A 23132-nucleotide genomic window follows, 5' to 3' on the forward strand; every position below is an offset into this window, starting at 1 on the left:
CCATGAATGGTGTATCTGTATGCTGAACACCCCAAGCGCCAATATGTTACATGCGGAGCTGTTCACATCATCCAGCCTACCTCATACCTACGCCATAATTTGTCACAGAGTTCTATATATTCAGTAAACCCACGATAAATATGACGCCCTGGCCTCCGGTTCAGGCCCCGACGACTCTCTCACATTGATGCGCCTGGAGTTGACCCGTGGTCTGAAGTAAAATTTTTGAGTGCTCACTCAAATTTCAGGAACTTCTATCTTATCCAAAGGACTATCAAGCATAAATCAACGAACTCGGGAAGCAGGGGCATGCCAGTCAGGGAAGGGTCAGAACAAGACCTCATTACGTTGCTCAAAGCGCAGGACGGTCAGGCATTCAGTGAGGCTGTCTCAACCTACACGCCTGGTATGATGGCCGTCGCCAGATTCTATCTTGATCCTTCAACGGCAGAGGAAGTGGTCCAGGACTGTTGGGTAACGGTCATTGACGCGATAGAGAAATTCGAAGGTCGCTCCGGCCTGAAAACCTGGTTGCACCGGATCGTCGCAAACCGGTGCAAGAACAAGCTCCGCGCCAGCAAACGTGAAGTCGCTACCGATTTTTCCGAGAGTCTCGAGCCGGAGCTGGCCGAACGATTCAACGCCACCGGCCGTTGGGATGTGCCGCCAAAGCTGCAATTCCACGAATCCGCCGATACCCTTATGGAAAATGGCGCACTCAGTGATTGCCTCGACAAACACCTCTCCGCTCTGCCGGAATCCCAGCGCTCTGCCCTGATGCTCTACGAAGCCCACCAGCACAAATCCGAGGATGTCTGTAACATTCTGGATGTCAGTGCCTCTAACCTTCGGGTACTTTTACACCGTGGTAGGCAGAAGATCTTTCTCATGGTGGAAACCTTCCAGGAGACGGGCGAATGTTAATGTGCAGGGACCTGGCCGAAATAGCCAGTGACTACATCGATGGCGAACTCAGCGGCCGGCAGAACCTGTCCGTGAAAATGCACCTGATGATGTGCAAGGACTGCCGGACCTTTATCGGCAACCTGCGCGCAAGTACCGAGCTTATGCAGGCGCACTCCGCCGGCCACCCGGACGAGGAACTCCTGCGCCGGATCGACGAACGGGTCTCCGAAGCACTCAAGACGCGAAGAACCCGGGACAAGGACGACGAATGAATGTTCCCGGCGTGGGAGATCACACTTCCGGAATTTGTTGCCTGCCCTTGTTTTCTCTTGGACCAACCGCCTGAACTCGTCTTTTCCGTTCGGCCTCAAGCTTGTCCGCCCAACTCTCCACATCGATCGGAATGGTCCCGGTGATTTCCAGGGAACGATCCTCCAGCACCTGTTCCAGGCTTCGCACTCGCTGTTGCTCAATCACCTCGTCCCGGTGATGCAACAACGCTTCAATTTGGGGCCGGAATGCCCGAACCATGGACGTCAGCCACCGGTTCACCGGCCAGCTGGGATAAGCATGGTCAATGGCGAACCGATCCAGCACGGTCACAGTCGTTGCGGCCGGTAACCAGCTCTCATCGGTCACCCAGCGATTTACCGTGAACAGGGCGGTGGGATAGCCCCAGGCATCCATGGATATGGCAATCAGGTGCGCCACCCGGTCCCCGCCCGTGGGCCCCATGGCTGGCTCTGCCCCCTCAGGTAATGAAGCGTCGCGAAGGAACAGATGGAAATGGCCATGTTCCGCGTAGTCTTCCCGGTGGGCGTGGTAGTAATACTGGGACGCCGTCTCCCGGTCATAGACGTCCTCTTTCGGGTAATGATCCATTTCATAGAAAGGCCCCTGGCCCTTGAGCACTTCCCCAACCACATTCAACCCGCCTTTCTCCAACACCCGATAACACTCCCGGATATCGTCAATGGCCGCCAGGCTGATTGCGAGCTGCGCGTCGGTCAGGCTCGCCAGCCTCGGAATACGAAGTTCTGTCATAGCCTTTCACCTCCTGGCGGCGCGACTTCCGGAAATTCCCGGAAGTCGCGCCCATGAACATTTTCAGCAACCTCAGGCAGCGGCATCTGCCAGCCGTTTCCCGGCACTGGCGGAACAGGGGTTCTTCGCCGCACACGGATTTTTGGTTGCACACGGATTTTTCGTGGCGCAGGGGTTTTTACCGGCACACGGGTTGCAGGCACCGCATTTACCACCCTTCAGAGCACACGGATTAGCCGCCAGTTGCTCCTGGACCTTACCCATATAGGTGGTGAGGGCCGCCAGCTGTTCACCACTCCAGTCCAGAGGCTCGGCTGCCATGGGCTGAACCATGCAGATCTGGACCATCTCATCCAGATGCACCGAATCCATACCAAACATGTCGCGAGCCATGGCCACGGAGTGCGGATAGGCCTTGGCAAAGGTGGCATTGTAGCCGGCGCCATCGTTATGGCAGGTCGAGCAGGACAGGCCATTGCCGCTGAGAGAGGTATCTTTGAACAGTTTCTCCCCCAGTGCCATCAGCTTGCAGGGGTTCCCCTCATAGGGCTGATAGTTGGCCGGCCTGGAGACCTTCTTGGCGGCACAGGAATTGGGTTTGGCGCCACACTTCCCCGAAGCCGCACAGGGGTTACAGGTCTTTGTGGCACAGGGGTTCTTTGCGGCACATGGATTTTTGGTGGCACAGGGGTTTTTGGCTGCGCAGGGGTTACACCCGGCCTTGCAGTACTGCTCTGCCTTGCATTTGTTCTTGCACGGAGAACAGGGGCTACAGGCTGCCGCTGCGAGCCCGCCGGTGCCCAGCATGGCCGTCACCAGAGCCGCAGACCACCAGGTGGCGCGTCGATGTTCGAACGAAGTGCGAATCGCATTTCTCAGAGGATGAATTGTGGACATTGTCTCTCTCCCTGATCATGGAGTTATGGTTCGGGCCTTCAGAGCCCGTCGCCGCCCGAAGGGACGGTCAGGAAAGAGACACATGAGTTCCGGAACTATTACACCGATCTGAAAAACTTATCGGCATCAGATATGGGTCCGACGCATGACCGACAAGGAACTGCATACCAATGACGGGCACCGGACAACTGCGTACAGTTGGTCTGTGGAGTTTGCATTCCTGACCCTGAACTCCGATGCTGCCAACGAGGATTTCTGATGACCAGCCCCTTAACCAATGACAGAAAACCTAACATTATCGCCGCCCTGGCCGGCGGCTGGGTAGCAGACGCGGCCAGCCTCGGTTTGCACTGGCTTTATGACAGCCCGCGAATTCTGGAGGTAGGTGGCCAGTCTCCGGAATTCCTGCCACCAAAGGCCGACAACTTCAAAGGCGGATTCGGTTACTTTGCCCACGAAGGCAAACAGTCCGGTGATATCAGTCATTACGGAGCGGCCACCGGGGTACTGACCGACAGCCTCCTGGCCAGTGAAGGCAAACTTGAAATCCGCGATTACCAGCGGCGCTTTCGGGCGTACTTCGGGCCGGGTGGTCAGTGGCAGGGCTATATCGACAACCCGACGCGGGTCACCCTGAACAATCTGAACACCATTGAGCAGGAAGCCATTGAACAGGCCCAATCAACCGTCAGGGCCGAATTGACCGATCGGCAACGGCGGATACTGGTGCAAAAGGTACTGCCCTACACGCGGCGCCTGAGTGGCGACCAGCTGGCGGGACCGGTTCGCAAGGCCATTGACCTGACCTACCATGAAACGGAGGTTCAGGAAGCGGGCGTTTACCTCGCTGAAACCATCGACCAGCACCTGGTGCCGGAAAGCGGCGCCGACGATATGCAGCTGCCCGCCGTGTCAAAGCTGCCGCCACTGGTGGCCTGTTATTGCGGAAGCGATAAATTGATGGAGATTACCGAAGCCGCCGTGCGGGTGACCAATCACAACGATGAAGCGGTAGCCTGGGCAAAATGCGCGGCCCGGCTTCTGGATAACCTGTTCCGGGGAGAAACCATGGCCGAAGCCCTGGCCGCCGCGGCCGCGAAAGCCCCTGACACTGAGCAGCTCAGCCGCGCCGCGGCCTTCGATGGCCTTGATGCTGCCGGCGCAGGCGACCGTTTTGGCCGTACCTGCTATCTCCACGAAGCCATGCCGGTAATTTTTCACATACTCACTCATGCCAGCAGCTTTGCCGAAGCGGTTCGCGCCAACATACAGTGCGGGGGCGATTCCTGCGGGCGGGCCTGGATCATTGGGCCAGCCATGGCCGCAATCCACGGTGTCAGCGGTGAGCACGGCATTCCACTAAGCTGGCTGGCACGAGTGACCGACTCCCCTAACATTCTCCTGGATATCGAAAGACTGATTTACGGCAGGTAATGTGAATCAATTCGCGGTTATCACCACCGTCTACGCTTGAGGTACGATGCGTATGAAAGGAGGGTTTATGAAAAAACTATTGATCAATACGTTACTGATGATTTCACTGCTTGCCAGTACGCCTCTGCTTGCCCAGGAAGATCCACTGAAAGTCGGAATGTCCGGCCAGTATTTCCCCTTTACCTTCGTTGAGCAGGACCAGCTCAAGGGCTTCGAGGTGGATGTCATGAAGGCCATCGGCAAGGAGATGGGCCGTGAAATCCAATTTGAAACCGCCAACTTCTCCGGCTTGATGGGCATGCTCGAATCGGGCCGGATCGACACCGTCGCTAACCAGATCACCATCACCGAAGAACGCCAGAAGGCCTATATTTTCAGCGAGCCTTACGTTTATGACGGCGCCCAGGTAGTGACCAAAAAAGGCAATACCGAGATACAGGGCGTGGAAGATCTGAAGGGTAAAACCGTCGCGGTAAACCTGGGGTCCAATTTTGCCGACCTGCTACGGGAGCTGCCCTACTCGGATCAGATCAACATAAAAACCTACGAGAGCAATCTGGAGCGGGACACCGCTCTGGGCCGTGTCGATGCCTTTGTCATGGACCGGGTCAGTGCCAGCCAGATTATCAAGGAAAAGCCACTACCTCTGGAGTTAGCCGGACCCACATTCTCACAGATCACCAACGCCTACCCGTTCCGGGATACCGAGGCGGGCCGCACATTGCGGGACCAGGTGAACAAGGCGCTGGCCGCTCTGCGAGAAAAAGGCGAGCTTAAAGCCATCTCCGAGAAATGGTTCGGAACCGACATCACAAGGCCCTGAGGGCACAGGCAGAGGCTGATTGCCCATGGGCATATTAAACGTCGACTATATGCTGGGACTGATACCCGTTCTTCTCGGGTATCTGCCCCTGACCCTGCAACTGGCAGGAACGGGGATGGTGCTTGCACTGATCCTTGCCTGCCTGTTTGCCGTGGTCCGGGTGCTGCGCATCCCGGTACTCAACCAGCTGACCATCGTTTTCATCTCCTTTTTCAGGGGTACGCCACTGCTGGTGCAGCTGTTCCTGTTCTACTACGGGCTACCGCAGCTGGTCAGCGCACTGACAGTGATCGACGGCATCACGGCAACGATCATGGGCCTGACCATGCACTTTTCCGCCTATATGGCCGAATCGATCCGTGCCGCCATCGTAGGCGTTGACCGCAGCCAGACCGAAGCCGCCCTGTCCATCGGCATGACCAACGGCCAGATGATGCGGCGGATTGTTCTGCCCCAGGCCACCCGGGTGGCGCTGCCCACCCTGATGAACTACTTCATCGACATGATCAAGGCAACGTCACTCGCCTTTACCCTCGGCGTGACCGAACTCATGGGTGCCACCCAGAAAGAAGCCGCCGGCAGCTTCCTGTACTTCGAGGCGTTCATTGTGGCCGCCGTGATCTACTGGATCGTGGTGGAGATGCTGTCCAAGCTTCAGCATTACCTGGAACTCCGCCTGAACAAGGCCTATAGCCGATGATCAAGCTGGAATCACTGAGCAAGCAGTTTGGGGACACCGTCGTTCTCGACAACATCGATCTGGCCATCGAAAAAGGCGAGATCGTGGTGATCATCGGGCCCTCGGGCACCGGAAAATCCACCCTGCTGCGTTGCATCAATTTCCTGGAACAGCCCACTGCCGGCACCATGACCGTGGGCGACCTGACCGTGGACGTGAACCGCGCCAGCCGGGCAGAAATCCTGTCCATGCGGCGGCGAACCGCCTTCGTGTTCCAGAACTATGCCTTGTTTGCCAACAAGACCGCACTGCAGAACATCGCCGAGCGCCTGCTTGTAGTGGACAAATGGCCCAAGGAGAACGCGTATAAACGAGCGCGCGAGATCCTGCAGCAGATCGGCCTGGCGGACAAGGCGGATGCCTACCCGGCGGCCATGTCCGGTGGCCAGCAACAGCGTGTGGGCATTGGCCGTGCCATGGCCACCGGTGCCGAGGTCATCCTGTTTGATGAGCCCACCTCGTCGCTCGACCCCGAATGGGTGGAGGAAGTGCTGGGGCTGATGAAGCAGCTGGCATCAGAGCGGCAAACCATGATGGTGGTCACCCATGAGATGTCCTTCGCCCGGGATGTTGCGGACCGGGTGATCTTCATCGATGGGGGCCGGATCGTGGAACAGGGACCGCCCAGTGAGATTTTCTACAACCCGAAGGATCCCCGAACAAAAGACTTTCTGAAAAAAATTCTGGCCACCAACCCGGTATGACTGAGACCCGGAAACACTAACATGAGCTACCAGGTTTCCCCGAACGGGCGGATATCCAGCTCAAATGTCCAGGCGGATGGGTCCTGTTGGGTGAGGCCCCAGACCGCATCAGCCACCGCCGATGGCTGCACGAAAAAGTCTTCTGGTTTGTCCGGAAGCATTTGGCGGGTGCGGGGCAGGTCTACCACGCCATCGATGACCACATTGGCCACGTGAATCTTCTCCGGCCCCAGCTGGCGGGCCAGTGACTGGGCCAGGCTGCGCTGGGCGGCCTTGGCGGACGCAAAGGGCGCGGTGTTAGCCCGGCCCCGGGTTGCCGCCGAGGCACTGGTGACAATAATGCTGGCGGTGTCGTGCTGGCGAAGCTGTGGCAAGGCCGCTTTGGTGGCGGCCACCAGCCCCTGGACGTTGATACGCCAGTTGGCCTCGAAATCGTCCAGGCTGGCCTCCTCGACATTTTTGAAGGTGCCACCACCGGCGTTGTAGAGCACCACCGAAACCGGCCCGAGCTTGGACTCAATGGCCGCCAGCACCGAGGTAATCTGTGCCGGCTCCATCAGGTCACAGGGAAAGGCATGGGCACCTGCAACCGATGCCTCCAGATCCCGGAGGTAGTCTTTGCTGCGGGCCAGCATCGCCACCTGGAAGCCTTCATCACTGAAACGGCGAACAAAAGCCTCGCCATTGCCCGGCCCTACTCCAAGCACTGCGCATACCTTGTTCATACAATGCTCCTGTCTACGAAATTTTGGGATGCATCTGCCCTAATCGTAGCCAATGGCCGGGATCAGGTCAGTTTCTGGTCGACGGACACGGCGCGCCGCAGGGCGCGCACGCGGTCTCATCCCTCTGGGAAAGCGCGGTCTGCACATTGCCCTGGCCAGAATTGAAGGCAAAAGTCGGGCTGTTGAGGTGGTCCACCAGAATCAAACCGAGAATGATCCCAAGTGCCACAAGGATACGGGTTCGGCTGTAGGCTCTTTCCATGCTGACGACCTCCCGCTCAGTTTGGCAGACGGAACCAGGGCCGCAGCCGGATTCCGATCAGTGAACCGGCGAAAGCACAGGCAAACCAGACCCAGGCGTGCAGGCTGGCGGAGGCAATGCCGGAAAACAGCGCGCCGATGTTGCAGCCAAAGCCCAGACGGGCACCATAGCCGAGCAGCAAGCCGCCCACCACGGCAGCCAGAAACTGGCGGCCTTCCGGGCGGTTACGGCTGGCTTCGTTGAACCGGTTGGCCAGCCCCGCCGCCAGCATGGCGCCCAGCAACAGACCGAAGTTCATTACCGAGGGGATGTTGGTCAGCACCGAATCCTTCAGGGCCATGGCGGGGTAGTCCCAGGTCCAGAACTCGAACTGGGACATGTTGACGCCCACCACTTCCAGAGCCTTGGCGCCCCAAACGTTAAAGGCAAAGGTAATGCTCCACGGAGCACCGCCTATGGCCAGGGTCAGGGCATTGCCGGCCGCAAGGATCAGGATGGCCCAGGTGAAGGGCCAGCGACCACTGAGCAATGTTCTGAATACACCGTGGCTCTGGCCTTTCCACAGCAGTTCATCCCGCTCAATCGAACCATGGGCCTTACGCTCGATGCGGTTAACCCACCAGGCTATCAATGCCAGACCGACAAACTGCACCAGAATGGCACCGCTGACGCCAAAACTATTGACCAGCGGTACCGGATCGAACCCGGGCTGATCCAGCCACCAGGGCAGGTGGATGGAACCGAGTACGGCGCCGGCAATAAAGAACACCAACGTGACCACCATGCGGATGTTGCCGGCGCCCACAGTAAACAGGGTACCCGAGCCGCAGCCGCCACCCAGCTGCATGCCGAGCCCGAACAGGAAAGACCCCGCGACCAGGGATGTGCCGACGGGCGCAACCGCACCCACCAGCCCCTCCTGACCACTATGGAGCATAGGCACCATGACCAGGGAGCTTACTGCGAACAACAGAAGCTGGGCACGCATGCCCGCGCCGCGTTTTTTGACCACCAGATTGCGCCAGCCGGCGGTAAAGCCGAAGGCACCGTGATACAGGGCCATGCCCAGAACGGTGCCAATCGCAAACAGTGCCACCATGAAGGGGGCGGTCTCCAACCAGATGAGACCTCCCAGCAGGGCGAAACCCACCAGCGCAGTCGCGGCAATAAACCGGTCTACCCGCCACGGGGGTTGTTGAAGATCCGGTTGAAGAACTGCTGATTCAGCCATCTCGGTTCCGTTCTATCCAATAATCAATTGAAAAAATCGAGGATCTTGCCGAGACCCTTTTTGGCCACCTGCATCGGGCGGTCACTGTCCTGGGACCACTCCGCCATGGAGCCGTCATACAGCGCCACTTCCTTGAAACCTGCCAGTTCACTCAAGACAAACCAGTCGGTGGCGGCCCAATGCCCGGTGTTGCAGAAGGCAATCGTACGGGCTCCGGGATCCAGCTCAGCGGTGTTTACTTTTTGCGTGATCGCGTCCTGGTTCAGGTAGAACACCTGATCCTGCTGATCAATGAACGAGTCATGGGGCAGGTTGTGGGAACCGGGAATGGTACCCGGAGCCTTGGCGGCTGGAGACTTGGTTTCCCCGCGGAAATAGTCGGCGGGGCGGGCATCTACCAGCTGTGCCTGGGTTTCCCGAGCCTGCTGCACCTCCTCAAGGCTGGCCAGAAGCGGTTCCTTCAACTCACCCTTGAATTGTGCGACTGGCAGGCGCGCGCCTTCGCCCCCGGCAACCTCATAGCCCGCTGCCTTCCAGCCGGCAAAGCCCCCGTTCAGGATTGTCACGGAATCGTGACCCAGAACCCTGAAAGTCCAGTAGACCCGGGCAGCACTGCCGAAATCGGTCACCCCTGTTCCGGCGGGAACGACAACCACTGTCGCGTCGTTGGTAATGCCAAGACCACCAATCAAGCGCTCCAGGGAACGAACCGGGGGCATCAGCCCCGTCACGCCATCCCGACTTTCCCGCCAGCCATCGTTGATGTAACTGCTATAAACTGAACCGGGAATATGGCCTTGCTGGAAGCTGCTCCGGTCACCACCGTTATCAATGCCGGAGCGAACATCCAGAACCACCAGCTGGTCATCGCCCAGACGGTCATTCAACCAGGCAGCGTCCACCAGGGCCGGCACCTCGGCCCTGGCTCCGAAGCAAAAGGCGCTGAACAGGAATAGAACTGATACTGTCGCCAAACGAATCATGGGCGCACCTCCGAAGGGAGTTTGATTTTGAACGACTATTATGAATTACCGCCTGCGTTATTAAAATAAACATATTTATATCATTTAAATCTATTTAAATGAGAAAAATTTCCACTCAAAAGCCCGCTCCGCTGTAACGCCCCCCATGACTCCAGTGTCTATGAGCTAACGGCAGCGACTTGGCGAAAGACGCTGCCATCACTGAAACGGCAATGGAGTATGGATCATGAAAAAGATCACCCTGATTCTGGCTTCTTTTGTTCTGGCCTTGTCTGCCACCACAGCACTGGCCATGAATGGAAAGGCGGATGACATCAACGAGGCCCGCAGCTACCCCAACAAAACCGCTGACTCTGTCGCGGATGTGCGGGTATCCGCAAAATAACCACTTCATGGCACGGCGAGGCGGCTTGCCTCGCTCTGCTTTGCCTCCACCCTTCAATCAAACCCTGCCATCCAGGTGCAGCCAACGGGCCAGGCGGGAGTGCGGGCGACGGCCCAGATACAAAGGCAAGGTGCTCATGACCAGCAGGATGGTAGCTGCGGCGATGACCGTCAGCACCGGGTTAAGCTCGAAACTGTGGCCGAGCCCGGCAAATACGAAAGTCATCGGCAACATGCCCAGAGCAGTCGCCAATGCATAGCGCCAGAGCTGGATGGCCGTAACCCCGGCGGCGTAACTGATCAGGGCGAAGGAGAAAATGGGAATCAGGCGGGTTAACAGAACCGCAACGAACAGGAAACGCTGGGACCCCCGCGCCGAGAACACCGGGTTGTGGTCGAGCTTGCGCTGCACAGCCTCCCGCCCGAGGATTCGCGCCAGGTAAAAGGCGATGAGGGACCCGGCAAGCGCACCAGCCACGGCAATGGCCGTACCGGTAAACATGCCATAGACCAGGCCTGCGGCAGCACTGATGGGTAGCGTGGGAATCGGCCCGACAACCACGGCAAGAATCATCATCAGCATCAGGAACAGAGGCCCGAGCATGCCCTGGTACCTCAGCCAGTCGGACAGGGCTGCGGGCGCCAGGCTGGCGGGCATGCCCAGCTGCCGAAGCAGCAGCCAGATTGCGGCCATCAGTAACGCGACGATGGCCAGGAAGGAAAGACGGAAAAGCCACTGTGAACGGATCATCGAAGTATTCTACCCGTCACAGGGGCATCGGGAAGGTAAAAGAACGCTGGCAGGCCGTGTGGAATCAACCACACGGCCTGAACCGGCGGTTTACTGGTTTTTGCTCCAGGCGAACTTCTTGAACGGCTCATCAACCGGCGTCTGGGCAATGTGGTTGATGTAGTTGCTCATGGTCTTCTGGGACAGGGTCAGGATGACGTCCAGCACCTGCCGGTGTCCGTAGCCTGCCTTGAAGAAAGCATCCAGGTCGTCCTGACTGACGTTCCCCTGTTTGCGCATCACCGCCAGGGTGAAGTCTCGAAGCGCTTCGAGCTTTTCGTTGGGAAGCGGCGTCTCGTTACGCAGCGGCTCGATGATGTCGTCGGAGACTTCCATCATCTTGGCGATGCCGGTATGGGCCGGTACGCAGTAATGGCAGGCATTCTCGACATTGATGGTCTGCCAGACTACGGTTTTTTCGTCGTTATCAAAACTACTGTCCAGCACCAGTTGATGCAGCTTCTGATAAGCCTCCAGAACCTGGGGAGATTCCGCCATAACAGCATGGAGACTCGGGATCATGCCAAAACCTTTTTGCGACTTCTCCAGAAGTGGCTTGGCGCCTTCCGGAGCAGATTCGATGTCATGCAACTTGAAATCAGCCATGGTGTATCTCCGTTCTTGAATATTCGCTCAACAACATCGAGACTAACTGTTATTGAGCAGTCATTCAAGATATAATTGAGCGAACATTCAAAGTGACCGCAGATGGTATCGGTATGCCCAGACCTCCAAGTTATGATCGGGAATCCGCCCTCGCGAGGGCCGTCAGCCTGTTTTGGGAAAAGGGCTACCACGGCAGTTCGATGAAGCAGATCGAGCAGGCCCTGGATATGCGGCCCGGCAGTATCTACGCCACCTTTGGTAGCAAGGATGGTCTGTACTCGGAAGCCCTGACCCGCTATGCCGAAGCCGGCGGCGCGGAGCTGGCCGAGCACATGGCCGGTTACGATTCCATCATCGAAGGACTCCAGAACTATCTCCGCCGGATTGCCCTGGGTTGTACCAATAAAGGTATCGCCCCCTCCCGGGCCTGCCTCATCGTCAAAACCCTGCTCGAATCCAGCAACACTCACGCGGGCTTGTCCGAACAGGCGCAGGCAATTCTCGGCGCGATAGAGCAGTCCTTTGCAGACTTGCTTGAGCAGGCCAGGGAACGTGGTGAACTGAAAGATTCCGTCGACTCCGGGCGCCTTGCGCGGCTGTTGCAAAGCCAGATCATGGGATTACGCTCCATCGCCGAGCGCAACCTCCCTGATGCCGAACTGGAAGCCCTGGGTGATGATATGGCGCGGATTCTCGAAGCCTATCGTGCGGACTGACCTCGGCTCAGCTGGCTAGGCGATTCACCTGCTCCACAAACCCGGCCGGCACGCTATCGAGCACTGGCCGGGCATCCCCGCAAACCTCCGGATGGGGCACATCCGGTTCCACCGCCAGTACGGAGGGGGATTCGGACCAGTGCAGCAGTTCCAGTTTCCCGTTCTCCTGCTCCACCAGCGCCGTGCAGTGTTCCACCCAGTCGCCATCGTTACAGTACAGGCCGTCCTCGCTGCGCAGGAAGCCCGCCGAATGAATGTGGCCACAGATAAAGCCGTCGTAATGCCCCTTTTCCGCCACCGTCAGCGCCGCGAGCTCGAACCGCCGGATAAAGGTGCGGGCCCTGCCGATCCGGCTCTTCAGCCACGCCGCCAGTGACCAGTAGGGCTTGCCCTGCAACCGGCGCAAGGCGTTGAACCAGCGGTTCAGGCGAAGCAACAACCCGTGGGCGCGGTCACCGACCAGCAGCATCAGTGGGCTACAGCGCACTACCTGATCAAACTGGTCCCCGTGACACACCAGGAATTGCCGACCATCCGCGGTGGTATGGACGGCCTTGTACTTCAATTCGATACCCGACAGGGTCTGGCCACAGAAACGCCGGAAGAACTCGTCGTGATTGCCGGGAATGTAGATCACGCGGGTGCCGGAGGCGGCCAGATCGATCAGCTTGTGGATAACCTTGCGGTGGGAGTCCGGGAAATGGGAGCGCCGCTGCATGGCGATCAGATCGACAATATCGCCAACGAGGTAGAGGGTCTCGCACCGGGTGTTATGCAAAAAATCCAACAGGTACTCGGCCTGGCAGTCGGCTGTTCCCAGGTGGACATCGGAAATGAATACACTACGATACTGTCGCACGGTGCCTCCCGTTGGCTCAGGGCCTGCGTTAAAGGTTCCTCAAGAGAACCATGGCAAGCCCCGGTGACAGCCGGGTGACACTGGCGCGACAGTTTGATTACCCGAGTCGTATCAGCGGAGGTCCGGATTCAGTGTGTAAGTACCGGTTACCCGGGCGCTGCCCAGCACATGCCCCTTCAGGGCTTCCCGGACATCGTTACCATCGAACTCACCCTCAAGGCCCAGGCTGTCCACATCCAGTGCATGAACCTCGAAATGGTAGTGATGGATAATCTCGTCGTTCCAGGGCGGGCAGGGACCATCGTAACCGGCGTAAGTGCCAGCCATATCCGGGTTACCGGCCAGGAACTGGGTGTAGTTATTGACGCCGCGTACACCGATCGGACCGGGGCCATGGTCCTTGCCCTTCGGGCTTACGCCATCGCTGTCCTCGCCCTCGGGAATACGATTCACGTTGGCGGGAATGTCCACCAGCAACCAGTGGAAGAAGTCCACCCGGGGCAGGTCCTTCGAGACAGTCTTGCCTTCCTGGTTCACGTCATCTGCCACGCTTGGCACATCCGGATCAAACATCATCACCACAAAGCTTTTGGTCCCCTCGGGAACATCCTCCCAGATTATCTCCGGGTTCCTGTTCGGACCAAAGCTCATATGGTCCTCTTCGCTGAAGACGCCGAACGCGAACTTCTCGGGAATCGGCTGACCTTCTTCAATACCTCGGACCTGCAGTTTCACAGCAATGTCTCCTGTTGATAATTGACGTTGACCTGGTTGATTTTGCCAGTCGGCGACCAGATCTTTGATACAAACGGTTTTAACAGTGGTGTCGACCCTATGTCCAGATTAGCAGACAACGACGTATGCCACGTTTGACCATCGCCATGCCCCAACCAACGGAGACCCAGGTCACCATGAGCGACCAGAACCCAGGCAGTCCACAGAAGCCCGAAAGCCAGAAGGATGAGGATGCCATCGCCCTTGCCCAGGGCCTGTTCGATCTTGCCCGCAACGGCGGCACCCGCATGCTCCAACCGCTTCTGGAGGCTGGCGTACCTGTGGATATACGGACGAGTGATGGCGACAGTCTGCTGATGCTGGCCACCGGTCATAGCCATACCGACACTGTTCGCTTCCTGCTGGAGAAGGGTGCCAACCCCAACCTCGCCAACAACCAGCTGCGTACGCCGCTGATGTCTGCAGCAATGACCAATGAGGTGGGAATACTCGAGCTTCTGCTACAGGCCGGAGCCGACCCTCAGGTCACCGATAGGGATGGGGCCCGCGCCCTGGACCTCGCGGAAACCAACGGAGCCTCCGATGCCGCACGACGATTGGCTACAGAGAACAAGGAATGACCCGGGTCAAAGCGTCGGGCAGTTGCCCTTGATCATGACGCCAGATCAACCATAGTTACTATCAGAAAGCCCACACCAAGGAGAGCGAGTATGAGTGAAGAAGAGGACTACAAAAAACTGCATCCGATTCTGAGTTCGGTGACCCAGACCTACGTGGACCTGTATACCAACAGGCCCAACGAAAAGAATCGCGAGCAGCTGATCAAGCTGGAAAAACTGCTCCACGAAAAACTCGAAGAACTGAAGAAAGCCCGGGGCGAAGAAAGCAGCTGATCCCAGACTTCACCGGCGTTCCTGCCAGCGCGATACCTGTGCCATCTCACGTCCATTTCTCGTGGGGTGGCCGGTAACCTTCGAAGGCTTCAATCACCGCCTCCGGGGTTTCGGCCTGAATGATCATGTCAATGTATTCCTGGTTCAGGAAGCCGCTTTCCTGCATGGTCCGCACCATGGCCAGCAAGGGATCATAGAAGCCATTGATGTTATACAGACCGCAAGGCTTCTGGTGAAAACCCAGCTGCCCCCAGGTCCACGCCTCGAACAGCTCTTCCAGGGTGCCGATACCGCCCGGCAGAGCAAGAAACCCATCCGCCAGTTCCGCCATCCGGGCCTTGCGCTGGTGCATGTCACGGACCACGTGTAGTTCGGTCAGGCGATCATGGGCCAGCTCCCGGTCCCTCAGGCTCTCGGGAATCACACCATAGACCCGGCCTCCGGCGGCCAGAGTGGCATCGGCCACGATGCCCATCAAACCGACATGGCCGCCACCAAAGACCACATCGATGCCACGGCGACCGAACCAGGTACCGAGCTCCCTGGCCTTGTCCACGAACACCGGATTGTTGCCGGACCTGGACCCGCAATAAACTGCAACTTTCATCGGTTTCTCCCACTCCCAGACTGTTCGGATAGTCGACATTATGGGCATTCAACCAAAGCAGTTAAATGTTTTGGCGGATGCAAACCCGCCTTCAGTGCAATTGTGCCGGTGCCCGGCTCCGCGTTAGTATTACTTCGGCAGCATTAGCACCCTACCTTTAACGATGCCTTTCCCAGTGAGGACAGCCAAGCACTTTTGGCCGCAAGAGTGTTTGGCTTTCTTCACTTCAAGGTCTGATAGTTATGGATAACCTTCCTCATATCGTGGTGGTCGGCGGCGGTGCCGGCGGTCTGGAGCTGGTGACCAGCCTCGGCAACAAGCTGGGCAAGAAGCGTAAGGCCCGGATTACCCTGGTCGACGCCGGCCTGACCCATGTCTGGAAACCCCTGCTGCACGAAGTCGCATCCGGCTCCCTGGACGCCAGTGCCAATGAGATCAACTACCGCGCCCATGCCCGTAAGCATCACTACGAATTCCAGCTCGGGCGCATGAGCGGGCTTGACCGCAAGGCGAAGAAACTCGTCATTGCCCCGTTTCATGACGAGGAGGGCCGGGAGGTAGTGCCAGCGCGCGCAATCAGCTACGACACCCTGGTAATCGCCGTCGGCAGCACCGCCAACGACTTTGGCACCCCCGGTGCCCAGGAACACTGCCTGTTCCTGGACAGCCTGAAACAGGCCCGTCGGTTCCACAACCTGATGCTCAATGCCTTTCTGCGCAAGAACCACGAAGCACTCCAGGGCCACGAACACACCCTCAATATCAGCATCATTGGCGCCGGGGCGACCGGAGTGGAGCTGGCTGCCGAGCTGCGACTGGCGTCCCGGGAACTGCCCGTCTACGGCATGAACCACCTGCAATCCTCGGACGTCTCCATTTCCGTGATCGAGGCAGCCGACCGGATTCTGCCCGCTCTGCCGGGAAGACTCTCCGCCGCGGCCACCCGGGAACTGGAGCGCCAGCATGTCAAGGTGCTGACGGGCCAGCCGGTGAGCGAAGTCCGGGAAAACAGCATTGTCATGAAGGACGGCACCAAACTGCTGTCGGAAATGACCATATGGGCGGCCGGAATCAAGGCGCCCGCCTTTCTGGCCGAGCTGGACGGGCTTGAGGTCAACCGAAGCAACCAGTTGGTGGTGGAACAGACTCTGCAGACCACCCAGGATGTCGACGTATTCGCCATGGGGGATTGCGCCGCCTGCCCGCAGCCGGATTCCGACCGACCGGTGCCGCCCAGGGCCCAGGCAGCACACCAGCAGGCCGATGCCCTGTTCAAGACTATCTGCAACCGTCTGGACGGCAAGGAAGATGTGCCCTTCGTCTACAACGACCACGGGTCACTGATCAATTTCAGCCGGTACACCACCGTCGGCAACCTGATGGGGAACCTGTCCGGCCGAAGCATGTATATCGAGGGCAAGGTGGCCCGCATGTTCTATCTGTCCCTCTACCGGATGCACCAGGTGGCTCTGCACGGCATGTTCCGCACCGGGATCATCTGGCTGATGGACCGGATCAGCCGCGCCATGCATCCGAGACTGAAGCTGCATTGACGCTCAGTTCCCGCACCCAGTCGATCATGGGGGCGGGGTAGATGCCCAGCACCAGAATGACAACCGCCAGAGTAACCAGGGTCATGCCGCCAAGGCGGCTGCCCCAGTCGTTGGTGACATCCCGGCGCCGCATCCCCGGTTCAGGCAGATACAGGGTCACCATCACCCGCAGGTAGTAATACAGACCAATGGCGCTGCCGGCGACAACACCGCCCACCAGCCACCAGCGACTGTCGGCAACACCCAGGGCAATGACATAGAACTTGCCGATGAATCCGGCGGTCAGGGGAATACCTGCCAGCGACAGGAAGCTCACCGTCATCACCGCCGCCCGATAGGGCCGCCGCCAGAACAGGCCGCGATAGAGCGGTAAGCCATCAGCGTCCTCGCCTCCGAACGGGCTGGAAATCAGCGTTACCACCCCGAACGCTGCCAAGGTGGTCGCCAGGTAGGTCACCAGGTAAACCCCGGTGGTTTCGACGGCCAGCGCATTGCCGACGGCAATGGCCACCAGCAGGTAACCGAAGTGGGCAATGGAAGAGTAGCCCAGCAGCCGCTTGAGGTTCGACTGGAACAGGGCCAGCAGATTCCCGCCCAGCATGGTCAACAGCGCCAGCACCGTGATCAACGTCTGCAACCAGTCACTCTCGAAAACCGGCGCCGCCAGCACCAACCGCAACAACACCACGAACACCGCCAGCTTGCTGACCGTGGCCAGGAAAATCGTGGCCGGCGCCGGGCCGCCCTGGTAGACATCCGGCGTCCACAGGTGAAACGGCACCACTGAGAGCTTGAAACCCAGCCCTACGATCATCAGCGCGGCACCAGCCAGCATCCAGACATCAGGCCCATCCGCCAGGGCGCCCGCAATGCCCGACAGATCAAGGTAGCCGGTGCGGGCATAGATCAGGGCCATACCGAACAGCAGGAAAGCGGTGGCGGCGGCCGACAGCAGCAGATACTTGATACCCGCTTCCAGGGAGCGCTCGGCCCGAAAGCTGTAGGCAAGCATCCCGTACAGAGGCATCGACAGCAGTTCCAGGCTGATGAACAGCATGGCGAGATGGTCACTGGCCACCAGTCCCAGGGCACCCGCCGTGGCGCACAATAACAAGAGGTAGAATTCCTCCTGCGGGCCGATATAGCCGGTGAGGTAGTGATGACTCAGGATTACAGTAACCAGGGCCGACAGAAGAATCAGTGTCGCAGCCATCAGGGCCAGCCCATCCACTTCCATGAGCGGTGGGGATCCCGTGGATGCGACGGGTAACATCAGGAGTGCCAGCACCAGGCCAACACCCGATATCAGGGCCGTACCTGCGTGATGGCGCCGCCAGGCGATGGCCAGCATGGCGACCACTGCGGTCGTGCCCACGATAATCAGTGGCAGTAGGGTCAGGAGGTCCGTCGCAGTCAGCATCAGCGTACCTCCCCGGTGGTTTCCGCGAGGCTTTCAATACCTCCGGCAAACAGCTCTGCCACCGCGCCGGACATGCCGGCCGTGGTATCCAGCAGCGGTTGCGGGTAAAGCCCGATGAGCAGAACGAGGGCCAACAGGGCCAGCATCATGCCGTACTCCCGCCAGTCCGGGCCCGCGAGCGCGCCGTCACGATAAGCCGGCCCGAAATGGACCCGCTGCATCAGGATCAGCGAATAAATAGCGGCCATGACCAACCCCGTACTGGCAATAATCACCACCACCGGCGCGCTCGGGAAGGTGCCGAACAGAATCATGAATTCGCCAACAAAATTGGCCGTGGCCGGCATCCCCAGGGACGCAGCGACAAAACACAGCGTAAACCCGGGCAACGTCGGCATCCGGCCCCAGAGCCCACCCATGATGCGCATATCCCGGGTATGGATGCGCTCATAAAGCTGGCCGCTGAGGATAAACAGGCCAGCGGAAGAGAACGCGTGGGCCACCATCAGCACCACCGCACCCTGGATGGCCAGTTCCGAGCCGGAGTAGATGGCGATCAGGACAAAGCCCATATGGGAGATGCTGGTGTAGGCGATCAGCCGCTTGATGTCCTGCTGACCGCAGGCCAGCACGGCACCGTACACGATGCCTACCAGCCCGAGCCCCATGGCCACGGGGGCGAAGGCGGCAGACTCTTCCGGGAACAATGGCAGCGCGAAGCGCAGCATGCCGTAGGCGGCCGTTTTCAGCAGGATACCCGCCAGATCCACACTGCCCGCCGTTGGCGCCTGGGCATGGGCATCAGGCAGCCAGCCGTGGAAAGGCACCACCGGCAGTTTCACCGCAAAGGCCACGAAGAAACCCAGCATCAGCCAGGGGGCGATGGCCTCCGGCACCTCGGTATTGAGCAGAACCTCATAGCTGAACGAAAGCTCGCCAGTGTTGCCAAAATGAACAAACACCAGCGCCAGGATCGCCACCAGCATCAGCAGACCACTGGCCTGGGTATAGATGAAGAAGCGTGTGGCGGCCCGAATGCGGGTCTGGCCGGCCGAACCGCTGTGCCCCCAGAGCGCGATCAGGAAGTACATGGGCACCAGCATCATTTCCCAGAACAGGAAGAACAGGAACAGATCCAGGGCCAGGAACACGCCGACCACACCGCCAAGGATCCACAGCAGGTTGAGGTGGAAAAAGCCGATCCGGTGACCGATTTCATGCCAGGAGCAGAGCACTGCAAGGGCGCCGAGAAAGCCCGTGAGCGCGACCAGAATGAGCGAGAGTCCATCCATGGCCAGATGGATTTCAATGCCGAAACGGGGAATCCAGTCGGCCCGCCATTCCAGCAGCCAGGGCGAGTCCGCTCCCGAGGGCATGGCAAAATCCCCTGTAACCCAGAGGCCAAGACTGATCACCAGAACAAACAGCATGGTCGCCAGGGCAATCCAGCGCGGAGCCTGTTCGCCCCAGCGATCCGCCTGCCAGCACAGCAGACCGCCCAGAAATGGAATCACGATCAACCACACCAGGATCACGCAACACCTCCCGGGCCGATGGCCAGAGCGAGCAGAATCAGGGTTGCCCCCAGAATCATGGCGGTGGCGTAGCTCCGGGTCCGGCCATTCTGTGCTCGCACCAGCCCGCTGTTGAGCGAGCGGGCGAGCATTGCCACCAGGTTGATGGTGAGATTGATCAGGTCATGGCGCAGCATGCGCACCAGCAACTGCCAGGGCCGAACCAGCAGCCAGTCATACAGCGGATCGAACCCCCAGGCCCGGTGCCAGAGAGTCCAGAGGAAGGCGCCCGGGCCATTGCTGACCTGCTCGCGTAGCCAGTCGCGCCGCTTCACGAACAGCCAGCCCGCCACCGCAAGACCGGCAATCACGGTGCCACTGGCCAGCAGCTGCAACAGGGTATGGCCCGCGTCGGTGCGTTCGCCGGGTGCCACCGGGAACAGGCCGCCAAGGTGGGGATAGAGCATGGCGCCCACAAAGGTGGACAGCACCGCCAGCACGCCGAGGGGCAGGTGGTGCGTTAGAAGACGGGTGCCGGGTTCGGCGTTCCTGGCCTTGTCACTGCCGCAGGCGCCATGGAAGGTGCCGAGAATCAGCCGTACCGTGTAAAGGCAGGTCAGGAATGCCCCCAGAAGACCCGCCAGAAGAAGCCCCTGCTGGTCTGCCGCCATGGCCTGCCAGAGAATCTCGTCCTTGCTGTAAAACCCCGCCGTTACCAGCGGCAGGGCCACCAGCGCAGAACCGCCCACCAGGAAACCGGCGTAGGCCACCGGCAGCCGCTTTCTCAGCCCGCCGAGATTTGCCATGTCCTGCTCATGGTGGCAACTGGTAATCACCGCCCCGGCCGAGAGGAACAGCAATGCCTTGAAAAATGCGTGGGTGACCAGGTGAAAGATGGCCGCATCGAAGGCACCCACCCCGAGAGCCAGAAACATGTAGCCAATCTGGCTCATGGTGGAATAGGCCAGCACCCGCTTGATGTCGGTCTGGGCCAGGGCCGCGAAGGCCGCCAGGAGCAGCGAGACAGCACCGATCACCCCGACCAGCCACAAGACCTCCGGCGCAAGAAGAAAGACACCGTTGAGCCGGGCAATCAGGTAAACCCCGGCAGTGACCATGGTGGCGGCGTGGATCAGCGCCGAGACCGGCGTCGGCCCCGCCATGGCGTCCGGCAACCAGGTGTGCAGCGGTACCTGGGCAGATTTGCCCAGGGCTCCGCCCAGTACCAGCAAGGCAACGAGGGTCGCCGTGGGGTCACCCACTGACCAGACCTCGGCGGCCCGGACCATCACCTGCTGGATATCCAGGGTGCCAAGGTCCCGGAAGATCAGGAACAGCCCCAGAGCCAGGAACACGTCGCCGATCCGGGTCACCACAAAAGCCTTGAAGGCGGCCCGGCCGTTGGCGCTGTCCTGGTAGTAGTAGCCGATCAGCAGATAGCTGCACAGACCAACCCCTTCCCAGCCGAGGAACAGCAGCAGCAGGTTGTCCCCGAGTACCAGCATGAGCATGCTGAATACGAACAGGTTCATCCAGGCGAAGAATCGGGTAACACCGGCCTCACCGCCCATGTACCAGACCGCAAACAGATGGATGAAGAAACCGACGCCGGTAATCACGGCCATCATCACCAGGGCCAGGGCATCCACCGCCAGACCGATCGTTGGCTGGAAGGCCCCAACCTGGATCCAGGTCCAGAGCGTGAAACGAACGGCACCATCGCCGCCCGCATAAAGCGCAATGGCCCAGGCCGTCGCCAGGGCAGCGATGCAGACACTGGCAACTCCGATGACCGCGCCGGCCTTTGGCCCCAGGCGACCGCCGGAAAGGGCCAGCACCAGGGTGCCCACCAGCGGCATGACAAACGACAGGGTAACCGCCAACTCCATCATCCGCGCATCCTGCTGACCAGATCGAGATTAAGGGACCTGGCCCGCTGAAAGAGCTGGATCATCAGCGCCAGGCCCACGGCCGCTTCGGCGGCCGCCAGGGTGATCACCAGCAGGAACATGGCCTGGCCATCGGGCTGGTTCCAGGCCGTGGCTCCAACCACGAACGCCAGCGCCGCGGCGTTCAGCATCACCTCAAGACTCATGAGTACAAACAACATGTTACGGCGCAGCATCAGGCCCACCAGGCCCAGCACAAACAGGATGGCCGCCAGAATCAGGCCGTGCTCCATGGGAATACCCGCCATCAGGGCCGCCTCCTCTGTCGCAACGGATTCGACCGACGCCCCACATGGGAGGCCGTTACCAGCGCCCCCAGCAACAGCAGGCCCGCCAGTTCGACCACCATCAGCCAGGGGCCGAACAGAGTCAGCCCTACCGCCCGCGCGGTCAGCAGTTCGCCATCAATGACCCTGGCCATTTCGCCCCCGGCAATCAGGTGGAAAAGCACGCCCAGCAGCACCAGGGCAAGAGCCGAGGGGCCCAGCCAGTGTCTGGGATGGCGCCAGCCTGCGTCGTCGCTGTCCTGGTCCGGGCCGAGGTTGAGCATCATCACCACAAACACGAACAGGACCATGATGGCGCCGGCGTAGACGATGATTTCCAGCGCGCCGGCAAAGGGCGCCCCGAGGGCGAAGAACACCAGGGCAACGGCGATCAGCGAGACGATCAGATACACCACGGCATGCACCGGATTGCTACCGGTAATCACGCCGACGGTCGCCAGTACCGCCACCAGGCCACTCAGATAAAACGCCAGTTCCATGGGTCTTTACCTCCCGCTTTATGGCAACAGGGAACGCACGTCCACCGGCTGCTCCTCGTTCAGAGCCTGGCCCTTGTCCTTGCCGCCGATGGCCATGCCGGCCACCTTGTAGAAGTGGTAATCGTGATCCTTGCCCGGGCCGTTGATCAGCAGGTCTTCCTTCTCATAGACCAGCTGCTGTCGGTCGTATTCGCCCATCTCGAAGTCCGGCGTCAGCTGGATCGCCGAGGTGGGACAGGCCTCCTCACACATGCCGCAGAAAATGCAGCGGGAGAAGTTGATCCGGAAGAACTCCGGGTACCAGCGACCATCCTCCTGCTCCCCCTTCTGGAGGGAAATGCAGTCGACCGGGCAGGCCACCGCACACAGGTTGCAGGCCACGCAGCGTTCTTCGCCGTCCGGATCCCGGGTCAGCACGATGCGACCCCGGTAACGGGGCGGCAGGTAGACCGCCTCTTCCGGGTAGTTGACCGTCTCCCGCTTGCGGAAACTGTGCATGAACACCATGCCGAGGGTTCGCAGTTGGCTCCATGTCGCCGGCACCAGCCAGAGCACGGACTTTATGAACGGGACCTTTTCCTTCTCCATAACG

Annotated in this window: 27 protein-coding genes; 11 read left to right on the forward strand and 16 right to left on the reverse strand. The window is 59.7% G+C overall.

The window, feature by feature from the left end; all coding sequences use genetic code 11:
- Positions 1-309 precede the first annotated feature (309 nt).
- Together ACQUTG_RS12250 and ACQUTG_RS12255 are read left to right on the forward strand one after the other, a co-directional pair.
- The gene (locus ACQUTG_RS12250) at positions 310-924 is read left to right on the forward strand and encodes an RNA polymerase sigma factor (protein WP_428919671.1); all 615 of its coding nucleotides are present in this window, start codon (positions 310-312) and stop codon (positions 922-924) included.
- Positions 918-1178: an anti-sigma factor family protein gene (locus ACQUTG_RS12255; RefSeq protein ID WP_428919672.1), complete on the forward strand. Its 261-nt coding sequence runs from the start codon at positions 918-920 to the stop codon at positions 1176-1178. Before ACQUTG_RS12250 ends, ACQUTG_RS12255 begins: the two co-directional genes overlap by 7 nt.
- A gap of 19 nt (positions 1179-1197) precedes the next feature.
- Here the strand turns inward: ACQUTG_RS12255 and ACQUTG_RS12260 are convergent, their stop codons facing one another.
- Both ACQUTG_RS12260 and ACQUTG_RS12265 read right to left on the reverse strand, forming a co-directional pair.
- Positions 1198-1950 carry a DUF6969 family protein gene (locus ACQUTG_RS12260; RefSeq protein ID WP_372986510.1) on the reverse strand — a complete coding sequence of 251 codons (753 nt, stop codon included), beginning with the start codon at positions 1948-1950 and terminating at the stop codon, positions 1198-1200.
- Between the two features lie 72 nt (positions 1951-2022).
- Positions 2023-2847, reverse strand: coding sequence for a cytochrome c peroxidase (locus ACQUTG_RS12265; RefSeq protein WP_428919673.1), 825 nt, complete (start codon positions 2845-2847; stop codon positions 2023-2025).
- 258 nt (positions 2848-3105) lie between these two features.
- Here ACQUTG_RS12265 and ACQUTG_RS12270 point away from each other — a divergent pair, with 258 nt between their 5' ends.
- The 4 genes from ACQUTG_RS12270 (at position 3106) to ACQUTG_RS12285 (ending at position 6547) form a co-directional block, all read left to right on the forward strand.
- Complete coding sequence (locus tag ACQUTG_RS12270; RefSeq protein ID WP_428919674.1) at positions 3106-4281, forward strand: ADP-ribosylglycohydrolase family protein; 1176 nt, start codon at positions 3106-3108, stop codon at positions 4279-4281.
- Between the two features lie 67 nt (positions 4282-4348).
- On the forward strand, positions 4349-5104 hold the full coding sequence (locus ACQUTG_RS12275) for an amino acid ABC transporter substrate-binding protein (RefSeq protein ID WP_428919675.1): 756 nt from the start codon (positions 4349-4351) through the stop codon (positions 5102-5104).
- A 25-nt stretch (positions 5105-5129) separates the two neighbouring features.
- The gene (locus ACQUTG_RS12280) at positions 5130-5804 is read left to right on the forward strand and encodes an amino acid ABC transporter permease (RefSeq protein WP_428919676.1); all 675 of its coding nucleotides are present in this window, start codon (positions 5130-5132) and stop codon (positions 5802-5804) included.
- On the forward strand, positions 5801-6547 hold the full coding sequence (locus ACQUTG_RS12285; RefSeq protein WP_428919677.1) for an amino acid ABC transporter ATP-binding protein: 747 nt from the start codon (positions 5801-5803) through the stop codon (positions 6545-6547). Before ACQUTG_RS12280 ends, ACQUTG_RS12285 begins: the two co-directional genes overlap by 4 nt.
- A 26-nt stretch (positions 6548-6573) precedes the next feature.
- Here ACQUTG_RS12285 and ACQUTG_RS12290 read toward each other — a convergent pair whose 3' ends face one another.
- The 3 genes from ACQUTG_RS12290 to ACQUTG_RS12300 form a co-directional block, all read right to left on the reverse strand.
- On the reverse strand, positions 6574-7272 hold the full coding sequence (locus tag ACQUTG_RS12290; protein ID WP_428919678.1) for an SDR family NAD(P)-dependent oxidoreductase: 699 nt from the start codon (positions 7270-7272) through the stop codon (positions 6574-6576).
- 278 nt (positions 7273-7550) lie between these two features.
- Entirely contained in the window at positions 7551-8765 is a 1215-nt protein-coding gene (locus ACQUTG_RS12295) for a YeeE/YedE family protein (RefSeq protein ID WP_428919679.1), read from the reverse strand.
- Positions 8766-8788: 23 nt separating this feature from the next.
- The gene (locus ACQUTG_RS12300; protein ID WP_428919680.1) at positions 8789-9748 is read right to left on the reverse strand and encodes a sulfurtransferase; all 960 of its coding nucleotides are present in this window, start codon (positions 9746-9748) and stop codon (positions 8789-8791) included.
- A 226-nt stretch (positions 9749-9974) separates the two neighbouring features.
- On the opposite strand from ACQUTG_RS12300, the gene ACQUTG_RS12305 reads away from it, so the two are divergent.
- Positions 9975-10133 carry a hypothetical protein gene (locus tag ACQUTG_RS12305; protein WP_428919681.1) on the forward strand — a complete coding sequence of 53 codons (159 nt, stop codon included), beginning with the start codon at positions 9975-9977 and terminating at the stop codon, positions 10131-10133.
- Between the two features lie 57 nt (positions 10134-10190).
- On the opposite strand, the gene ACQUTG_RS12310 is transcribed toward ACQUTG_RS12305, so the two are convergent.
- Complete coding sequence (locus ACQUTG_RS12310) at positions 10191-10883, reverse strand: TVP38/TMEM64 family protein (protein WP_428919682.1); 693 nt, start codon at positions 10881-10883, stop codon at positions 10191-10193.
- A gap of 90 nt (positions 10884-10973) precedes the next feature.
- Entirely contained in the window at positions 10974-11528 is a 555-nt protein-coding gene (locus ACQUTG_RS12315) for a carboxymuconolactone decarboxylase family protein (RefSeq protein ID WP_428919683.1), read from the reverse strand.
- Between the two features lie 113 nt (positions 11529-11641).
- Here ACQUTG_RS12315 and ACQUTG_RS12320 point away from each other — a divergent pair, with 113 nt between their 5' ends.
- On the forward strand, positions 11642-12244 hold the full coding sequence (locus ACQUTG_RS12320) for a TetR/AcrR family transcriptional regulator (protein ID WP_428919684.1): 603 nt from the start codon (positions 11642-11644) through the stop codon (positions 12242-12244).
- Positions 12245-12251: 7 nt separating this feature from the next.
- Here ACQUTG_RS12320 and ACQUTG_RS12325 read toward each other — a convergent pair whose 3' ends face one another.
- Both ACQUTG_RS12325 and ACQUTG_RS12330 read right to left on the reverse strand, forming a co-directional pair.
- Positions 12252-13103: a UDP-2,3-diacylglucosamine diphosphatase gene (locus ACQUTG_RS12325; RefSeq protein ID WP_428919685.1), complete on the reverse strand. Its 852-nt coding sequence runs from the start codon at positions 13101-13103 to the stop codon at positions 12252-12254.
- Positions 13104-13214: 111 nt separating this feature from the next.
- Positions 13215-13838 (reverse strand): YbhB/YbcL family Raf kinase inhibitor-like protein, encoded by a 624-nt coding sequence (locus ACQUTG_RS12330; protein WP_428919686.1) that lies wholly within the window; start codon positions 13836-13838, stop codon positions 13215-13217.
- A 125-nt stretch (positions 13839-13963) separates the two neighbouring features.
- On the opposite strand from ACQUTG_RS12330, the gene ACQUTG_RS12335 reads away from it, so the two are divergent.
- Together ACQUTG_RS12335 and ACQUTG_RS12340 are read left to right on the forward strand one after the other, a co-directional pair.
- A complete protein-coding gene (locus ACQUTG_RS12335) occupies positions 13964-14458 on the forward strand; it encodes an ankyrin repeat domain-containing protein (RefSeq protein WP_428919687.1) in 495 nt (164 codons plus the stop codon).
- A gap of 90 nt (positions 14459-14548) precedes the next feature.
- On the forward strand, positions 14549-14731 hold the full coding sequence (locus ACQUTG_RS12340; protein WP_428919688.1) for a hypothetical protein: 183 nt from the start codon (positions 14549-14551) through the stop codon (positions 14729-14731).
- Positions 14732-14777: 46 nt separating this feature from the next.
- Here the strand turns inward: ACQUTG_RS12340 and ACQUTG_RS12345 are convergent, their stop codons facing one another.
- Complete coding sequence (locus ACQUTG_RS12345) at positions 14778-15338, reverse strand: TIGR00730 family Rossman fold protein (RefSeq protein WP_428919689.1); 561 nt, start codon at positions 15336-15338, stop codon at positions 14778-14780.
- Between the two features lie 242 nt (positions 15339-15580).
- On the opposite strand from ACQUTG_RS12345, the gene ACQUTG_RS12350 reads away from it, so the two are divergent.
- Positions 15581-16891, forward strand: coding sequence for an NAD(P)/FAD-dependent oxidoreductase (locus ACQUTG_RS12350; RefSeq protein WP_428919690.1), 1311 nt, complete (start codon positions 15581-15583; stop codon positions 16889-16891).
- Here ACQUTG_RS12350 and nuoN read toward each other — a convergent pair.
- Genes nuoN through nuoI form a run of 6 tightly spaced genes read right to left on the reverse strand, consistent with a single transcriptional unit; the run spans position 16854 to position 23128 of the window.
- Entirely contained in the window at positions 16854-18314 is a 1461-nt protein-coding gene (gene nuoN, locus ACQUTG_RS12355; protein WP_428919852.1) for an NADH-quinone oxidoreductase subunit NuoN, read from the reverse strand. The two genes, ACQUTG_RS12350 and nuoN, sit on opposite strands and share 38 nt — an antisense overlap.
- On the reverse strand, positions 18311-19846 hold the full coding sequence (gene nuoM / locus ACQUTG_RS12360) for an NADH-quinone oxidoreductase subunit M (protein WP_428919691.1): 1536 nt from the start codon (positions 19844-19846) through the stop codon (positions 18311-18313). The genes nuoN and nuoM overlap by 4 nt, the downstream gene beginning before the upstream one ends.
- Positions 19843-21717: an NADH-quinone oxidoreductase subunit L gene (gene nuoL / locus ACQUTG_RS12365; RefSeq protein WP_428919692.1), complete on the reverse strand. Its 1875-nt coding sequence runs from the start codon at positions 21715-21717 to the stop codon at positions 19843-19845. The genes nuoM and nuoL overlap by 4 nt, the downstream gene beginning before the upstream one ends.
- Positions 21714-22022, reverse strand: a complete 309-nt coding sequence (gene nuoK / locus ACQUTG_RS12370) for an NADH-quinone oxidoreductase subunit NuoK (protein ID WP_343812878.1) — start codon at positions 22020-22022, stop codon at positions 21714-21716. The genes nuoL and nuoK overlap by 4 nt, the downstream gene beginning before the upstream one ends.
- Positions 22022-22540 (reverse strand): NADH-quinone oxidoreductase subunit J, encoded by a 519-nt coding sequence (gene nuoJ / locus ACQUTG_RS12375; protein ID WP_064229349.1) that lies wholly within the window; start codon positions 22538-22540, stop codon positions 22022-22024. Before nuoJ ends, nuoK begins: the two co-directional genes overlap by 1 nt.
- Positions 22541-22558: 18 nt before the next feature.
- Positions 22559-23128 (reverse strand): NADH-quinone oxidoreductase subunit NuoI, encoded by a 570-nt coding sequence (gene nuoI, locus ACQUTG_RS12380; protein ID WP_428919693.1) that lies wholly within the window; start codon positions 23126-23128, stop codon positions 22559-22561.
- Positions 23129-23132: the final 4 nt, after the last annotated feature.

Origin of the sequence: Marinobacter sp. DUT-1, from assembly GCF_050379415.1 — a bacterium.
Lineage (GTDB): Bacteria > Pseudomonadota > Gammaproteobacteria > Pseudomonadales > Oleiphilaceae > Marinobacter.

Bases quoted from the DNA above. Each gene is read 5' to 3' on its own strand.
- nuoJ (WP_064229349.1), bottom strand. From the start codon at position 22,540: ATGGAACTGGCGTTTTATCTGAGTGGCCTGGTGGCGGTACTGGCGACC.
- ACQUTG_RS12300 (WP_428919680.1), bottom strand. From the start codon at position 9,748: ATGATTCGTTTGGCGACAGTATCAGTTCTATTCCTGTTCAGCGCCTTT.
- ACQUTG_RS12250 (WP_428919671.1), top strand. From the start codon at position 310: ATGCCAGTCAGGGAAGGGTCAGAACAAGACCTCATTACGTTGCTCAAA.
- ACQUTG_RS12260 (WP_372986510.1), bottom strand. From the start codon at position 1,950: ATGACAGAACTTCGTATTCCGAGGCTGGCGAGCCTGACCGACGCGCAG.
- nuoL (WP_428919692.1), bottom strand. From the start codon at position 21,717: ATGATGGAGTTGGCGGTTACCCTGTCGTTTGTCATGCCGCTGGTGGGC.
- ACQUTG_RS12310 (WP_428919682.1), bottom strand. From the start codon at position 10,883: ATGATCCGTTCACAGTGGCTTTTCCGTCTTTCCTTCCTGGCCATCGTC.
- ACQUTG_RS12270 (WP_428919674.1), top strand. From the start codon at position 3,106: ATGACCAGCCCCTTAACCAATGACAGAAAACCTAACATTATCGCCGCC.
- ACQUTG_RS12350 (WP_428919690.1), top strand. From the start codon at position 15,581: ATGGATAACCTTCCTCATATCGTGGTGGTCGGCGGCGGTGCCGGCGGT.
- nuoI (WP_428919693.1), bottom strand. From the start codon at position 23,128: ATGGAGAAGGAAAAGGTCCCGTTCATAAAGTCCGTGCTCTGGCTGGTG.
- ACQUTG_RS12335 (WP_428919687.1), top strand. From the start codon at position 13,964: ATGCCACGTTTGACCATCGCCATGCCCCAACCAACGGAGACCCAGGTC.
- ACQUTG_RS12340 (WP_428919688.1), top strand. From the start codon at position 14,549: ATGAGTGAAGAAGAGGACTACAAAAAACTGCATCCGATTCTGAGTTCG.
- ACQUTG_RS12315 (WP_428919683.1), bottom strand. From the start codon at position 11,528: ATGGCTGATTTCAAGTTGCATGACATCGAATCTGCTCCGGAAGGCGCC.
- ACQUTG_RS12275 (WP_428919675.1), top strand. From the start codon at position 4,349: ATGAAAAAACTATTGATCAATACGTTACTGATGATTTCACTGCTTGCC.
- nuoK (WP_343812878.1), bottom strand. From the start codon at position 22,022: ATGGCGGGTATTCCCATGGAGCACGGCCTGATTCTGGCGGCCATCCTG.
- ACQUTG_RS12305 (WP_428919681.1), top strand. From the start codon at position 9,975: ATGAAAAAGATCACCCTGATTCTGGCTTCTTTTGTTCTGGCCTTGTCT.
- ACQUTG_RS12285 (WP_428919677.1), top strand. From the start codon at position 5,801: ATGATCAAGCTGGAATCACTGAGCAAGCAGTTTGGGGACACCGTCGTT.
- ACQUTG_RS12295 (WP_428919679.1), bottom strand. From the start codon at position 8,765: ATGGCTGAATCAGCAGTTCTTCAACCGGATCTTCAACAACCCCCGTGG.
- ACQUTG_RS12265 (WP_428919673.1), bottom strand. From the start codon at position 2,847: ATGTCCACAATTCATCCTCTGAGAAATGCGATTCGCACTTCGTTCGAA.
- ACQUTG_RS12255 (WP_428919672.1), top strand. From the start codon at position 918: ATGTTAATGTGCAGGGACCTGGCCGAAATAGCCAGTGACTACATCGAT.
- ACQUTG_RS12280 (WP_428919676.1), top strand. From the start codon at position 5,130: ATGGGCATATTAAACGTCGACTATATGCTGGGACTGATACCCGTTCTT.
- ACQUTG_RS12320 (WP_428919684.1), top strand. From the start codon at position 11,642: ATGCCCAGACCTCCAAGTTATGATCGGGAATCCGCCCTCGCGAGGGCC.
- ACQUTG_RS12290 (WP_428919678.1), bottom strand. From the start codon at position 7,272: ATGAACAAGGTATGCGCAGTGCTTGGAGTAGGGCCGGGCAATGGCGAG.
- ACQUTG_RS12345 (WP_428919689.1), bottom strand. From the start codon at position 15,338: ATGAAAGTTGCAGTTTATTGCGGGTCCAGGTCCGGCAACAATCCGGTG.